The sequence below is a fragment of the Gordonia bronchialis DSM 43247 genome (assembly GCF_000024785.1).
Taxonomy (GTDB): Bacteria; Actinomycetota; Actinomycetes; order Mycobacteriales; family Mycobacteriaceae; genus Gordonia; species Gordonia bronchialis.
Genome location: NC_013441.1, coordinates 2,709,625 through 2,724,572 on the forward strand (window position 1 = coordinate 2,709,625; position 14,948 = coordinate 2,724,572).

The 14,948-nt window shown below is 67.5% G+C and carries 13 protein-coding genes; 2 read left to right on the forward strand and 11 right to left on the reverse strand.

Going from position 1 to position 14,948, the window contains the following annotated elements; translation table 11 throughout:
* Nucleotides 1-62: 62 nt before the first annotated feature.
* The 9 genes from GBRO_RS12550 to GBRO_RS12590 all read right to left on the reverse strand — a co-directional run bounded on the left by GBRO_RS12550 (nt 63) and on the right by GBRO_RS12590 (nt 11,400).
* Complete coding sequence (locus GBRO_RS12550) at nt 63-677, reverse strand: LGFP repeat-containing protein (RefSeq protein WP_012834320.1); 615 nt, start codon at nt 675-677, stop codon at nt 63-65.
* A gap of 121 nt (nt 678-798) precedes the next feature.
* Entirely contained in the window at nt 799-1,647 is an 849-nt protein-coding gene (locus GBRO_RS12555) for a Cof-type HAD-IIB family hydrolase (RefSeq protein ID WP_012834321.1), read from the reverse strand.
* Nucleotides 1,644-3,365: a dihydroxy-acid dehydratase gene (gene ilvD / locus GBRO_RS12560; RefSeq protein WP_012834322.1), complete on the reverse strand. Its 1,722-nt coding sequence runs from the start codon at nt 3,363-3,365 to the stop codon at nt 1,644-1,646. Before ilvD ends, GBRO_RS12555 begins: the two co-directional genes overlap by 4 nt.
* A gap of 16 nt (nt 3,366-3,381) precedes the next feature.
* Nucleotides 3,382-5,004, reverse strand: coding sequence for an alkaline phosphatase D family protein (locus GBRO_RS12565; RefSeq protein ID WP_012834323.1), 1,623 nt, complete (start codon nt 5,002-5,004; stop codon nt 3,382-3,384).
* A gap of 71 nt (nt 5,005-5,075) precedes the next feature.
* Nucleotides 5,076-6,581 carry a phospholipase D-like domain-containing protein gene (locus tag GBRO_RS12570; protein WP_052298265.1) on the reverse strand — a complete coding sequence of 502 codons (1,506 nt, stop codon included), beginning with the start codon at nt 6,579-6,581 and terminating at the stop codon, nt 5,076-5,078.
* A 150-nt stretch (nt 6,582-6,731) separates the two neighbouring features.
* A complete protein-coding gene (locus GBRO_RS12575; protein ID WP_012834325.1) occupies nt 6,732-7,538 on the reverse strand; it encodes a hypothetical protein in 807 nt (268 codons plus the stop codon).
* Between the two features lie 122 nt (nt 7,539-7,660).
* Nucleotides 7,661-8,674 (reverse strand): YihY/virulence factor BrkB family protein, encoded by a 1,014-nt coding sequence (locus tag GBRO_RS12580; RefSeq protein ID WP_012834326.1) that lies wholly within the window; start codon nt 8,672-8,674, stop codon nt 7,661-7,663.
* A gap of 96 nt (nt 8,675-8,770) precedes the next feature.
* Entirely contained in the window at nt 8,771-9,763 is a 993-nt protein-coding gene (locus GBRO_RS12585) for an LLM class flavin-dependent oxidoreductase (RefSeq protein ID WP_012834327.1), read from the reverse strand.
* Nucleotides 9,764-9,834: 71 nt separating this feature from the next.
* Complete coding sequence (locus tag GBRO_RS12590; protein ID WP_012834328.1) at nt 9,835-11,400, reverse strand: AMP-binding protein; 1,566 nt, start codon at nt 11,398-11,400, stop codon at nt 9,835-9,837.
* 164 nt (nt 11,401-11,564) lie between these two features.
* On the opposite strand from GBRO_RS12590, the gene GBRO_RS12595 reads away from it, so the two are divergent.
* Nucleotides 11,565-12,008, forward strand: coding sequence for a TIGR03668 family PPOX class F420-dependent oxidoreductase (locus GBRO_RS12595; protein WP_012834329.1), 444 nt, complete (start codon nt 11,565-11,567; stop codon nt 12,006-12,008).
* Nucleotides 12,009-12,070: 62 nt separating this feature from the next.
* On the forward strand, nt 12,071-12,226 hold the full coding sequence (locus GBRO_RS26315; RefSeq protein WP_012834330.1) for a hypothetical protein: 156 nt from the start codon (nt 12,071-12,073) through the stop codon (nt 12,224-12,226).
* Between the two features lie 247 nt (nt 12,227-12,473).
* Here the strand turns inward: GBRO_RS26315 and GBRO_RS12600 are convergent, their stop codons facing one another.
* The gene (locus GBRO_RS12600) at nt 12,474-12,800 is read right to left on the reverse strand and encodes a hypothetical protein (protein ID WP_041919875.1); all 327 of its coding nucleotides are present in this window, start codon (nt 12,798-12,800) and stop codon (nt 12,474-12,476) included.
* Nucleotides 12,797-14,764, reverse strand: coding sequence for a sensor histidine kinase (locus GBRO_RS12605; RefSeq protein ID WP_147290651.1), 1,968 nt, complete (start codon nt 14,762-14,764; stop codon nt 12,797-12,799). The genes GBRO_RS12600 and GBRO_RS12605 overlap by 4 nt, the downstream gene beginning before the upstream one ends.
* Nucleotides 14,765-14,948 lie beyond the last annotated feature (184 nt).

Here is a 14,948-nt window from a genome sequence, read left to right on the forward strand (position 1 = left end):
CCCGCACCGAGTGCAGCGCCCCCACCTGCGAACCGCGGGTGGGGGCGCGGACCGGTCCGTGGTCACTCGGTGGGCACGACCTTGCCGTTGACGGTCACCTCGACCTTGTTGGTCGCCGAGTCCCAGGTGATCTTGCCGTGCTCGAAGGTGGACGTCTTGACGGTGCCCTCCTCGGTCTCATCGCTGGTCGCGACGCCGAGCGGACCCTGCGAGCCACCCTTGCCGTCGGCCGCGGGAGCCCCGGACTCGTCGCGCTTGACGTTCCACGCGTCGCGGATCTTGCCCCAGGTGATGTAGGCCGGGGTGGCATCATCGGCGTTCTTGGCGGTGATGACACCACCGTCGAACTGCTGGAAGACGACCCCGTTCGCACCGGTTCCGGCCGCGCCCTCGCCGGTCAACGGCTTGCCGAGGTCGGTCTTCTGCTTCTCGGTCGCCGCGGCGTACTTGGCGGCGATCGGGCCGGTCAGCCGGACGGTGGAGCCGTCCGCGGCCGTGAGTTCGACGGGCGCAACGGCGGCCGCGCTGCCCGACGTGGTTGCGCTCTCGGCCATCGACACCGTCGACGACGAGGCGGCCGAGTCACTGCTGTCGTCGTTGCTACAACCGGCTACGACGAGTAGGGCGATGGAGGTGGCCGCGGCGACGCCGACGACTCGCTGGAAGGTCTGCTTCATGATTTCCCTTTCGGTTCTCAGAGCACTCTCCGGATCTGCGCGCTATTGCACCGACCCTTAGCGACCCTAACCGCATCCTCTTCCGCAATCCAGGCTTTGAGGTCCTGCGCCGCTTGCGACCTCACCGGCTCGCGGGCTCGCCGAGCGCCGCGCGGATCGTGCGGACGACCCCGTTGTCTGCGTTGGATGGCGCCAGATACCGTGCGACCGCGAGGATCTCGGGATGCGCATTGGCCACCGCATAGGACCACTCGGCATCCCGGATCATCGCCAGGTCGTTGAGATAATCACCGAAGACCATGGTCTCCCCGGTACCGATCCCCAGGCTCTTCTGCACCGCCCGCACCGCGACCGATTTGTCGACACCCGGCGCCATGACATCGAGCCAGTTGCGACCCGACACCACGACCTCCATCGCACCGGGCAACGCCGTCAAGGCGGGCGCCGTCACGTCTTCGACGTCGCCGAAGTCGTAGATCGCGACCTTCACGAACGGTCCGGGCACCGCGGTGAGGTCCTCGACCACCTCATGTGCGTAGTAGTAGGGCCGCACCTGATCGAGAAAGGGTGTGTCACAACGCTCGACGAAGGCGACGTCGGGACCGCACAACACCACACCCACGTCCGATGACGCCGTCGACTCCAACTCGCGTGCCGCGTCGAGCACTGCGGCGACGACATCGTCGTCGAGTGCGGTCACGCTCAGCTTCTCCGTACCGCACGCCACCACCGCGCCGTTCTCGGCGATGACCACCAGACCGGGCACGGCATGTCCGAGCTGGTGCAGCAGCGTCGCCGCCTGCCGCCCACTCGCCGGACAGAAGACGACTCCGCGACGATCGAGCTCGTCGAGCACCGGCCACAGTCCCTCGGGAATCCGTTTGGCCTCGTCGAGCAGGGTGCCATCCATGTCGCTGACGATCAACCGCACCCCCGGCGGGACCGGCGGGATCCGGACCACCTGGGTCATTCGCAGATCGCTCCGCGAGATGCGGAGGTGACGAGTTTGGCGTACTTCGCCAGCACACCCCGCGTGTACCGGGGCAGAAGCGGGGTGAATCCCTTTGCCCGAGAAGCCATCTCATCTTCGTCGACGAGGATGTCGAGCGTGCCCGACGCCACGTCGAGGCGAATCCGGTCGCCGTCGCGTACCAGGGCGATCGGCCCGCCGTCGACGGCCTCGGGCGCGATGTGACCCACGCACAGGCCGGTGGTGCCGCCGGAGAACCGGCCGTCGGTCATCAGCAGCACGTCCTTGCCGAGACCCGCACCCTTGATGGCGCCGGTGATGGCAAGCATCTCGCGCATACCCGGACCGCCCTTGGGCCCCTCGTACCTGATGACCACCACGTCACCGGCGGTGATGGTGCCGTCCTCGAGGGCGTCCATCGCGGCACGCTCCCGGTCGAACACGCGCGCCACACCTTCGAAGACGTCGGAGTCGAAGCCGGCCGACTTCACCACCGCACCGCCCGGCGCGAGCGAACCGGTCAGGATGGTGATACCCCCGGTGGGGTGGATCGGTGTTGTCATGGCGCGCAACACTTTTCCGTCCGGGTCCGGCGGCGCGATGTCGGCTAGATTCTCCGCCATCGTCTTGCCGGTGACGGTGAGGCAGTCGCCGTTGAGCAGGCCCGCGTCGAGCAGCGCCTTCATCACCACCGGCACGCCACCGATCCGGTCCACATCGGTCATCACGTGCTGACCGAACGGCTTGACATCGGCCAGATGCGGTACGCACGAACCGATTCGGGAGAAGTCGGCCAGGCTGAGCGCGACGTCGGCCTCGTGGGCGATGGCCAGCAGATGCAGCACGGCGTTGGTCGATCCGCCGAAGGCCATGACCACCGCGATCGCGTTCTCGAACGCCTCGAAGGTCATGATGTCGCGCGCGGTGATGCCGCAACGCAGGAGTTCGACGACGGCCTCGCCGCTGCGGCGCGCGAACTGGTCGCGTCGCCGGTCCGGGGCGGGCGGCGCCGCACTACCCGGCAGCGACATGCCCAGCGCCTCGGCGACGCTGGCCATCGTGTTGGCCGTGTACATGCCACCGCAGGCGCCCTCACCGGGACAGATGGCGCGTTCGATGGTATCCACGTCGGCTCTGCTCATCAGCCCGCGCGAGCACGCCCCGACCGCCTCGAAGGCGTCGATGATGGTGACCTGCCGCTCCGAGCCGTCGGACAGCGTGGCATAGCCGGGCAGCGTCGAGCCGGCGTAGAGGAACACATTCGCAAGATCGAGCCGGGCGGCCGCCATCAGCATTCCGGGCAGCGACTTGTCACAACCGGCGAGCAGCACCGACCCGTCGAGCCGTTCGGCACTCATGACCGTCTCGACGCTGTCGGCGATCACCTCGCGCGAGACCAGCGAGAAATGCATACCCTCGTGTCCCATCGAGATGCCGTCGGACACCGAGATGGTGCCGAATTCGAGAGGGTAGCCACCGGCGGCGAAGACACCTTCCTTGACCGAGGTGGCCAGCCGGTCCAGCGACAGGTTGCAGGGGGTGATCTCGTTCCACGACGACCCGATCCCGATCTGCGGTTTGGCCCAGTCGTCGTCACCCATGCCGACCGCGCGGAGCATGCCGCGTGCCGCGGTCCGTTCGAGGCCGTCGGTGACGTCTCGGCTGCGGGGCTTGATGTCCACGTCGTTGGTGGTCGAGGACTCAGGTGAGGGGCTCATAGTCGCAGCGTAGTACTCACGTGAGGGGCACCGCGGCACGCTCGACGAGGCTGCCGTCGGCGCGTGGCTGCTCGAAGGTGACTCGCGAGGTACGCCCGTCGACGATCAGGGTGGCGATGGTGTTGCCGAACATCGGACCGGCGACGTTGGTCCAGTTCACCGGACGTGCCGGCACACCGGACCGACGGGCCCACGCCCGGGTCAGTCGTGCCGCCCGCGGTGACCAGGCATGGGCCAGAGCAGGTTTCACATACGCGGGAACATGATTGTGCACCGGTGAACAGACCAGTTGATGGATGGGCGTGCCGTGCGCGCCGTCCACGCGTGCCGCATAACTGTGGTGGACGTCGCCGGAGAGCACCGAGATCGACGCCGGCGGATCCGTTTGCCGCGCGGCCACGTCGGTGATGAGGCGGCTGAGCCGACGGAAGGAGTCGAAGAACGCCGGCCAGTGCTCGAAATCGGTGGCCTGCCGGATCTTCTCACCACACCGGCCGCGCAGCCCGGGGCGCGCCGCGGCGATCTCGTTGATCGACTGCAGGTCGCCGAGTGCCGGCGGCAGCAGCCACGGCAACGACGACCCGAGGACGAGATGGTCGACTCCGGCCGGGTCATCCTCGAGTTGATCGGCGAGCCAGTCGAACTCGTCGTCGCTCAACATCTTTCGCTGCCCACCGGACAGGATGCGGCCATTGCGCGAGTCGACGATGATCAGGCGCGTCCGCCCCAGATCCCATCGGAAACTGAAGCGCAGTCCCTTGTGACCGGACGTGTCGTCGTCGGCGCGATCGGCGAGATCGACCAGCAGTGGCCAGCAATCGCCCTCGGTGCCGAGCGCCGTGCGGTAGTCGGGATCGTCGGCGAGTTCGGCCGGCGAGAGATTGCCGAGGTGCTGGTACACCCAGTACGCGCCGAGTCCGGCGCGGATGCGGTCCCGCCACCACGGAACCGCGGCCATCTCCGCGCGCCACGCCGCCGAGGTGTTCCAGTCGTCCCGGATGTCGTGGTCATCGAAGATCATCGCCGTCGGCACCGTCGACATCAGCCAGCGGATCTCGGGATCGCTCCAGGTGTGCCGATAGAGTTCCTCGTACTCGGAAAAGCTCACCACCTCGTCCGGGGGGCGGTTGACGCGGGTGGATCCGCGTCGTCGTCCGGCGAGTCGACGACGCGTGTCGGGGGTCAGCTCATCGGCGTACACCTGATCGCCGAGCAGGATCAGCGCGTCGGGCAATTCCTCGACCGGACGTCTCGTCAGCCGTGTCGCATAGCAGTCCAGGGCATCCATGCCCAGCTTCTCGTCGAGGGCCTCGTCACCGGTCTTGGGGTAGCGGCACGAGCCGAACACCCAGCGCTGATGTCGGGTCGCATCGGCACCGCGGGTTGCGATGACACTCGGCGGGAACGGCGAATCCGGTTGCGGCCAGGCATCGGTCCCGTTGACCCGAACGCCGTACTCGACGGTGGTGTCCGGGGTGAGTCCGTCGACGACCACGAGGGCGTAGTGATTTCCCTGTACCTCGAAGGTGTCGGCCCGCGAGCCGAGGACCTCGACCGTGGCCTTCGCTTCGGTCTGCACCCACACGGTGGCGGTGGTTTCTCCGACGTGGCGCAGGATCGGGCCGAGGAGCAAGGGCATCACCCCACCCTAACGTCCGCACCGGCGCCCGGTGGCGGCTCAGCGACCTCCGTGATCTTCGCCCGCGGTGATCACACCCGCAACCGCCGCAGCGGCCGGCCCGCCAAGAAGCGGATCGTGCGCATCAGCACCGGATTTCCGCGTGCGCTTTCGGGGTCCATCAGATCGTTCTCCGCGAGCGGGCTCGACTCACCTTCGACGGTGTCGGCGTCGAAGGCGGCCAGGGTTTTCCCTGATCCGCGGAGGTCCTCGATCGCCGCGATCAGGCTGCCCCGGCGATCCAGCGCTGCGCGCCACGCCTCGTCGGTCACGTCGAGGTGCTCCGCGATGAGCGTGTCACGCACATCCAGCACGCCCGCCCGGTGCTCGTCGGCGCGTGGATCGGCGTCGGTGACCTCGATGGCGAGGTCACATTCGCTGTCGAGACCGAGGGAGCGGTTGTTCAGATTCGACGACCCCACGCGTAGCAGGACGTCATCCATGACAAGCACTTTCGCGTGCACATAGATCGGTTCACCGGCCGACGTGACGGGATAGTACGCACGGAATCGGTTGTGCTGGTCGGCCTCCCAGAGCATGTGCAGCAGGCGCTTGCGGGCACCGTCCATGGCCTTGCGCTCCAGCCAGCCGTCAGCGTGGCGGGGGAGGACCACGACGACCTCCGGCCCGTCGGGTTCGCGCAGTCGCTCGGCGATCGCCTCGGCGAGTGACCGCGCGGCCAGATACTGGCTCTCGACGTAGAGCCGGCGGCGTGCTCGGCGGATCACGTCGAGGTAGAGCTGCTCGATCTCGCGCACCTCGGACTGGTCACCGAGTTCCGGAAGTGTGCGCGCCACAGCCACATCCACATCGCGCAGGGTCGGGCTGAGCTGTGCCGGCCAGGGATCGTACTCGTCGTCGGGGACCGGCGGCAGATCTTCGCCGGTGGCGGATCGCCACCGGGCGCGCGCCACCTCGCCGACGAGCCGGGCGGCGTCACCGTCGACGGCTGTGGTGGCGTCGTGCCACGGACCGCACGGCGTGCCCCCTGGTTCGGTCCGGTGCGGCTCGTCGTCGCGGTGGGCCGGCGTGTCCCAGCGGTCGACCGTCATGTCGATGCCCCCACAGAAGGCGACGCGGTCGTCGATGACGACGATCTTCTGATGATGGGCGGCCCGAAGCGGGTGCCGTGTGTCGATCTCGAGGTGCAGGTGCCGGTTGGTGCGGAGATTGGTCAGGAAGATCGGCGCCATGCCGCGGGTGATGGCGGTGAGGGCGCCGACGCTCCATTTCAACAGGTGGATGTCGAGACCCGGCCGCTGAGCCGGCAGCCAATCGAGAAAGGCGCCGAGCTGGTTGGGTCCATCGACCGTCTGCCCGTCCGGCTCGAACTCGATGCGGGTGTCGAAGTCCCAGCCGATCAACATGATCCGGTGCCGGGCGCTGAGCATGGCGGTCTTGGCGTACCGGAAGTAGTCCTGCGCGTCGATGATGCAGGCGAGGCGCTCGGCCCGCGCGATGCCATAGCAGTTGCGCCCGGGGGTCAGTAGGGAGTCGTCACCGCGTCGATCGTCGTCACCGCATCTGCCTGCGCTCATTTTCACCCGCCCCTGGCTACCGCGATTCGACCCGACCCGGTTGAGGATAGCGGCGCACACGCACGGCTCGTCGACCCAGCCGCCGTCATCGGCGAAACGTCACGCAGATCGACGCTACGGTTTGGCCGCCCGGCTCGCCCGCTGACGAGGTCAGCGATGCGCGTGCCGGTTGCGCGACGCATCGCCGATCACCTGGTCGGCCTGCGCGATCGTGCGGTCGAGATGGGCGAGTCCGGCCCGGCGCGCCGCCAGCGGATCACCGTGGACGGCCAGATGTCCGGCGGCGATGTCGGCCGACTCGGTGGCGCCGGCCATCACGATCTCCGGCGCCTGGAACAAGACCGCCGAACCCACCTCGATGGCGTCGACCGCGGCGATCTGTGCCGGCGTCGACGGCCGCGCGATCTGCGGCGGATCCGCGACGACCGGGGCGTTGAGGGCGTCGAGGATGGCGATTCGTCCATCGTCGACGGCGCGGCGCACGACCGACGGCGGCGCTCCGGCCTGCAGAGTGTCGTTGACGGTGAGCACCTCGACGACAGCCACTTCCAAGGCGTTCTGCGCGCGCGGCAGGACGATCTGGAGATCGTTGTCGATGATCCCGGTCATCGCCGATCGTGCCGGGGCGGTAACCGACGCCGACGCGATACCCAGCGCGCGATCGGCAGATCCCGTCAGTGCCCGTGCCTGCGCATAGACGCCGGGCGCCCGGACCAGCGCGACCGGCACCTCGACAAGGCCGTCGACGATGTGCGGGCAGATGAGGGAACAGTAGGTGAGCTGATTTCGGGCGATCGCCCACGCGATGGCACCTGGCGGCGGGGCCGGCTGCCCGCTCACACCCGCGGGCATCCCCGGCGTCGGTTGCGCCGACGCGGGCGCTGCCAGAAGGGCAGGCGCCGACAATGCGGCGATCACCACGAGTCCCGCGGCTACGGATCGATGAGACCGCACCATGTCAACTCCCTTGACGTCCAACTCCCTTGTCCCCCCACGGCAGTGTGCGGTACCAATGCTGAAGGAACGCTGAAAGGTGCGACGCTGAGCGCCTTCCCACCCGACGCCGCCGCGTATGGCGGTCATCTCCGGTGCCGGCCGGTGTCGTGCTGGCCGGTTTCCTGCTCTTGCGTGTGGTGGCGATCGGTGTCGAAGGTGACATCGATCTCCTGAAATCCCTTGGTGCGCTGCGCACGCGCCTGCGCGGAGTAGGCCGCCTCATCACCCGGGGTGAGGGTCACGTTGTCGGTGAACGGCGTCAGCAGCGATCGCGGATACAGGTTGTCGACACGAACGGCATTGCATTCCAGGCAGATGACCACCATCACCGCTGCGATGTACAGAAACGCCAGCAGACCCAGGACAACAGCGAAAACCCCGGTCGTGGCACTGGAATTGGCGATGACGCGCTGGATGAAGACCGTGCCGAAGGTCTGCAGGATCTGCCACCCGACCGCAGCACCCACCGCGCCGGGCAGAACGTCGCGGATGCTCACGTCCCGTGCCGTGCCGAAGCGGAATCCGAACACGAACACCGCGATGTAGAGCAACAGGGTGCCGACGGTCGCGAGCACCCGGCCGTCGGAGCCGAGGTCGATCGCTGCGGACACCCCGTTGAGCGCGGTCAAGCCGATGATCACCAGACCGACCGTCGCCAGCAACAGGGCGCCTTTGACACGCACCTGAATCGGGTTGGGCCGCTCGTTGCGGGGGACCGTCCAGACGATGTTCATCGCGTTCTGGATGGCAACCGAGACGCCCAGCGCGCCGTACACCGCACTCACCACACCGATCACCACCGCCAGGGTGCTGCCACTCAGCTGGCCCGGCTGACCCAATTGATCACCGATGACCGGGATCTGGGAGAGCGCCGAATCCACGATGCGCTCCTGGAGTTCGGGGTTGTCCTCGAGGACGAGGCCGAGAACGGAGGTGAAGACCAGTAGCAGAGGGAACAGCGAGATGAAGCCGTAGTAGGTGATCAGGGCAGCGAGGTAACCGCCCTGATCGTCGAAGAACTTGTAGGCGACGGCGAGTGGAAAGCCGGTCTTCGGGTGCCGGTTCTGGAAGTCGTCGATCCGATCGGCCAGCGACACCGCCTCACCCTTCTCCTCGACCCCGCAGGATGCCGAGTCTACGTGGGGTCAGCCGCCTATCCGGTCATCGGAGACACGCTCGCCGGCGCACGCCGATCAACCGGCATCGACCTTCGGCATGATCTCCTCGGTCAGCCGCTTGAGGTCGTCGAGGGTCTTGGACACGGGAACGTCAGTGAACGGCGGCCACAAAAGCGGCATGTCCAGACCGGCTTCGGCATACCGCTTGAGGATGTCGGTGATCTGCTCGGCCGTCCCGGCGAGCAGATTGGTCAGTTTCCCGTTGTCGGACTGGTCGGTCTTCTCATCGGTGATGACGAACCAGATCATGCTGCACATCTGCACGTCGTCGATGGTGCGGTCGGTGTCCATGTCGTCGAGTTCCTTGGCGATCGCGGTGCGCCACTTGGACAGTTCCGCTGGGGAATCCTGGATTCCGATCCAGCCCGACATCCCGTACTTGGCGACACGCAACGCCGAGCGTCGCGCATCCTTGAGACCGCTGAAGTACATGGGCGGGAACGGCTTCTGCAACGGCTTGGCCCCGAAGCCGCTCTTCTCGAAGTCGGCGAACTCACCGTGGTATTCGAACAGGTCGTTGGTCCAGATACCCTGCATGATCTCGATGGTCTCGCGCACGTGGGCATGTCGACGCGGAAAGATCGCGCTCGCGCTCGCCGCGGCGAATTCCTCGGGCATCCAACCGGATCCGACAGCCACGTTGAGCCGGCCATCCGAGAGATGGTCGATGGTGGCCAGTTCGGCGGCAAGCACGCCGGGTGCGCGGAACGGTGTGTCGATGATGCTCATGCCGATGCGCACCTTCGACGTCTTGGCGGCCAGCCAGGGGATGAGCGGCATCCCCTGCAGGAACTCACCGTGAGCGGTCACCGGGAGCTGTTTGGGAAAGCCGTCCATCATGCCGAAGGCGTACTGCAGTTCACCGCGGTCAGACGCCTCGGGAACGATGATGCGGTCCAGTGTCCACACCGAATCGAAGTCGAGTTCCTCGGCCAGGTCCGTCAGCTCGGAGAGTTCGCCGACGGTCACCTTGTCTCGGAAGTTGGGGAGATAGAGAGCGAGTTTCATGGTGGTGGCCTCCTTGCCGGGTGATTCTCTACTGTTGTTGTGACGGGTGGCTATGTCACGATGGGGGAGCATCATTCGTTGTCTCCGCTGACGTAGGCGCGCAGCGCTTTCTTGTCGAGTTTGCCGAGTGCGGTCAACGGCAGTTCCTCGACCAACCGCACTTGTTTGGGGATCTTGTAGCGGGAGAGCCGTTTTCGACAGTGCGCGATCACCTCGTCGGGATTCAGGGCGCCGGCAGAGACGACGCAGGCGATCACGGCTTCCCCCCAATCCGGGTGCGGGGCACCGATGACAGCCACCTGGGCGACGCCCTCGAGTTCGGCGATGGCGTTCTCGACCTCCGTGGAGTAGACGTTCATCCCGCCTGTGATGATCAGGTCGTTCTTGCGGTCGACCAGGTAGAGGTAGCCATCGGGATCGACGCGCCCGAGATCACCGGTGTACAGCCAGCCGTCGCGGACGGTCTGCGCCGTCTTCTCCGGCAGCCCGTGATACCCGGTCATGGTGTACGGCGTCATCGCGGTCACCTCACCGATCCCTCCGGCCGGGCATTCGTTGTCGTGGTCGTCGACGATGCGCACCCGGGCCATCGCGATCGGACGCCCACAGCTCGTCAGCCGCTCGGGCCGCGCCGGATCGTGGTCCTCGCGGGTGAGGCGGGTGATGAAGTTGGGCGCCTCGGTCTGTCCGTAGAGTTGCATGAACACCGGGCCGAACGTGGCCAGCCCTTCGGTGAGACGGTCGACGGTGATCGGTACGGCGCCGTACAGGATCGTGCGCAGCGACGAGAAGTCGGCGTCACGGTCGGCGACGACCATCCGCACGTGGTCGAGGAGCCGGTAGATCATTGTCGGGACGGCGAAAAGAAAGGTGGCCCGGTCGCTTTCGATGCGTTCGAGCACGATCTGCGGGTCGAAGCCGGACTCGACGAAGGCGTGTGCGCCCTTGACCATTCCCGCCTGCAGATGCAGCCCCGACGAATGTGGCAGCGGTGAGGTGATCACCAGCCGTTCGTCGTCGCCGAATCCGATCTCGACGACATGTGACAGCACATTGAGCGCCAAGCCGGCCTGGGCGTGGACGACGCCCTTCGGCGCGCCGGTGGTTCCGCCCGTATAGACCAGAAGTGCCACATCGGTTGGCGCGACGGCGATCTCGGGCGGGGTGTGCGCGCCGACGCCCACCGCGTCGTCCCATGAGACCGCACCCGGCGGCGGATCGGGCGGCTCGGGGCCGACGACGACGAGCGTCTGCAACGCCGTCTCGGGATCGGCTAGTACCGGCACGGCGCGGCTGAGTTGCGACGGTGTCGCAATGGCGACGACGGCACTGCTGTCCCGCAGGATGTACTCCGCGTCGCGCACGCCGAGAAGGTCGTTGAGCGGCGCCTTGGCGCCACCGCAACGCAGGACGGCCTGGTCGGCGACCACGTATTCGAGGCCGTTGCTCATCATGAGCGCTACCGGTGTCCCCGGCGCCACGCCGCACTCGACGAGGAACCGGGACAGCCCGTTGGCCTGGGTGGCGAGCTCGCCATATGTCAGGGTCTCGCCGCCCGAGGTGACTGCGGGGCGGTCGTCGAAGCGATCGACCGCTCCTACCAGCAGGTCGCGAAGGGTCAGTTGACCGGCGGTCATCGCACTCCTCCGAGGTTGACAGCTCTCGCATTCACCCGACGTGCCGCCCCGCGCCCTCGGTGTGATGTATGACACAGTAGGCGCGCAGCGTCCGGTCCGGACCGTGAACGCCGCAGTTCCCCCGTTACGCAGGGGCGGCCACGGTGGTGTGAGAAGGTCGAGCCGTGTCCACCTCGGAGTTCCCGGTCCACGACTCCTTCCGATCGGCACGCGTCGCCCGACTGGCCACCAGCGGCGCCGACGGTGTACCGCATCTTGTGCCGATCGTGTTCGCACTGGCCGATGACACGCTCTTCACCTGTGTCGACCACAAACCCAAACGGACCCGAGCGCTACGCCGGCTGGCGAACATCGCGGCCAACCCGCGGGTGTCAATCCTGGTCGATCACTACACCGACGACTGGACAGCGCTGTGGTGGGTGCGCGTGGACGGCGCAGCGCAGGTCGTCGACGCGTCGACGACGCTCGGGACCCACGGCGTCGATGCCCTCGCCGCCAAATATACGCAGTACCGCGAGCATCGACCGGCCGGGGCGGTGATCGCGGTGCACGACCTGACCTGGCATTCGTGGACGGCCTCCGGCGCCACCCCCGATCGACGACCCTGACGGGCGAGAACTGGCATCCTGGTGTCGGACCCAGACTGACGCCCGACCCGAGGAGGCCTCCGATGGCGGCGGACAACGACCCCAAGACGTCACACCACTCCGACGACGACTCCGACGACGTGGCCCACCCCGGCCCGGCCGACCACGGCGGCACCGGCGGGATGGCCACCAGAGAGGTCACCCCGGAACTCGCCGAGGGCGACGACTCCGATAACTAGGGCCCGTCCCACAGCTGGTTGAGCCATGGTTGAGCCGCGACGAGCGAGCTTGTCCGACTGCTGGTTGAGCCGCGACGAGCGAGCTTGCGAGCTCGACGCGCGTCGAAACCAGCAGCAAGACAACACTATCGGCGACCACCACCCGAACAGCCGACAGTACTGGGCACCGACGCCTCTCGCCCAGCGGCTCGGGGCGGCTCAGCCGGCAGAAGGCAACAGCGACTCAGCGGCAATAGGAAGCGGCAGCTCAGTTGGTCGGCGTAACCGGTGGCTCAGCCGCCAGCCGGGCCGGTGAGCCGCGACGAGTGAGCTCGCGAGTCCGGTGCGCGTCGAAACCATCAGCGGGACAACGCTGTTCGTGACCACTGAGCTCGGTCAGCCGGTGACCGGCGGAGGTGTCGACGACCACGGTGACCGCTGCCGATCGTCCCGGTGGTAGTGCGCGGATTCGGACCGCACCGTCGGCCGCTCCACGCAGCGCCTCGACGAGGCGATCACGGATCTGCTCGTCCAGTGACGGAAGATCGGTGGGATCCCGGTCTCCCGCACGGTCGTCGAGCAATGTGACACTCACACCACGACGACGGGCCGCGTCGATCGCATCGACAACGTCGGGTGTGCACAGGGCCCGCGCCCGCAGCAGATCCCGAAGATGGCCTCGATCACCGCACACTCCAGACGCATCTGTGCATCAACGGCGTTGCCCTCCTCGGCGAGCAGCGCGAGCAGCGGCCGCGCCAGCGCGGTGATCGGTGCCAGGTGGAGAGCGCGTTCGTCGGCGGCGGCGCGGATGGCCGCCGCCTCGGCAGCCGCGTCGGCCGCCTGTCGCTGTGCATCGGCGAGCGCACCGACCAGCGCCCGGTTGACCGCGGCATAGACGATGGCAATCGCCACGAATCCACCAGACGGGCCGATCAGCAACACCCCGCGCAACGCGTCACCGGCGTCCACCGACGACCACCACGCCGCAACCGCCAGCGTCACCACGAACCCGAGCGCAGCCGACGACGGACGTCCCCGCATCGCCAGCATCGCGACGATCAGCGCCGGTGGGCCGGTGATCCAGATGGGGACGAGCTGTCCCGGCGGATCGAGGGCGAACAGATAGATCCCGCACATCACCGCCGGCGTGAGCGCGACGAACAGCGTGCCCCAGCCGGCGAGCGGATCCGGCCCGGGCGCCACGAGCACCGCTGCGGCACATGCCATCAGAAGCAGGGCCAGCAGGGCCACCCACGGCGACCTCAGCTCTCCCGGATTGAGGACCGCCGCGAGCACTTCGAGCCCGACGATCACCCCGGCCAGCCACCTCGCCGTACGCGACCGCATACCGAGAGCATCAGAACCGTCGGCAATCGCAATCGCGCCGGGCGGATCCCACCGCACCTGTACCGAAGTTCCCGCGCCGGGTCGCGACCACACCGTGGCGGTGCCGCCCGCGACCTCCGACATCCGCTTCTCGATCGACGAAGAGATTCCGAGACGCTCGGGCGCCACCGATGAGCGGACGAATCCCGCACCGTCATCGTCGATCCGCACGCTGATGCGCCCGGCACGCAGGTCGATTCGGCAGCGCCGCACCACGTCCGCGGGTAGATGACGCGCACAGTTGCGCGCGGCTTCGGCAACCGCTCCGAGAACCGCATCGACGACGGCCGGCGGATAGACGTGAACCTCGTCGTCGCGTCCGGCCATGGAGATCGACATCTGCGGGTCGTTCTCCTCGATCACGTCGACGATGGTCCGGGTCACCTCGTCACCGTCTGGCTCGCGCTCCACTGCGGCGCTCCGGAGGGTCTTGTCAAGAGCACGAACGGTTGCCGCCGCCCGGTCGGGAAGACGTGCGGACGCACCACCGCGGGCGGCCTCGAGGAGATTCGCCATGATCATGTCGTGCGTGAGGGCACGGGCCTGCGCGCGTTCCATCACGCGCGCACGCGCTGCGCCGGACTCCTGAGCTTGTGCGATGGCGGACGCGGCGGCGCGGTCGAGGGCCGCGGCAGTCCGCAGGCCGGCCGTGCCCAGCGCGAAGGGGACCAGTGCGAACACCGTCGAGCAGGCGATGTCGGCGATCATCGCGGTCACACCCGCATTGGACTGCGCGATGTTGCCGACGAACTTGACCCCGACCGCGGCGATCACCACGTACGTCGCTGTCACCGCGGTCGGCCACGCGACCAATGCACAGATCGTGCCGAGCACCACAAACGGTCCCAGCCAGAACACGGTGGCATCGTCGATGGGGTTGCCGTTCCAGGCCATCGGCCACAGTGCAACGGCCAGCAGAACCCCCAGTGCCGCAATCGAACTGAGTACGCGTAGGCGCAGGAGATCCGACGACCCGATCGCGTGTCCGGCGACCAGGAACCCCGGGAGAACGGCGAGGATCATCGCGCTCGGCGTCCACCACGTGGCGACCACCGCGTGTGCCTGAGTGATGGCCGGAATCAAGAACGGGAGGAACACCAGATAGGCGGCGCCCGCGAACACCGCGTAACAACGCATGGTTCGGCCGACGGCCGTGTCGGTGCGATCCAAGTCGCGATCGGCAGGCCCGACGGCACGAACCACCCAGGTGCCTGCCGACTCGGCAGGACGTCTCAATACCGCCCGGCGAATACCCACTGGACACGATTATGCGGGTGGCCCGGTGTCGACGTGAGAATTCGGGAGTCTTGGCGCCTGGGCGTGACCACTCGATGTCACCACCCGGGTACCCGAT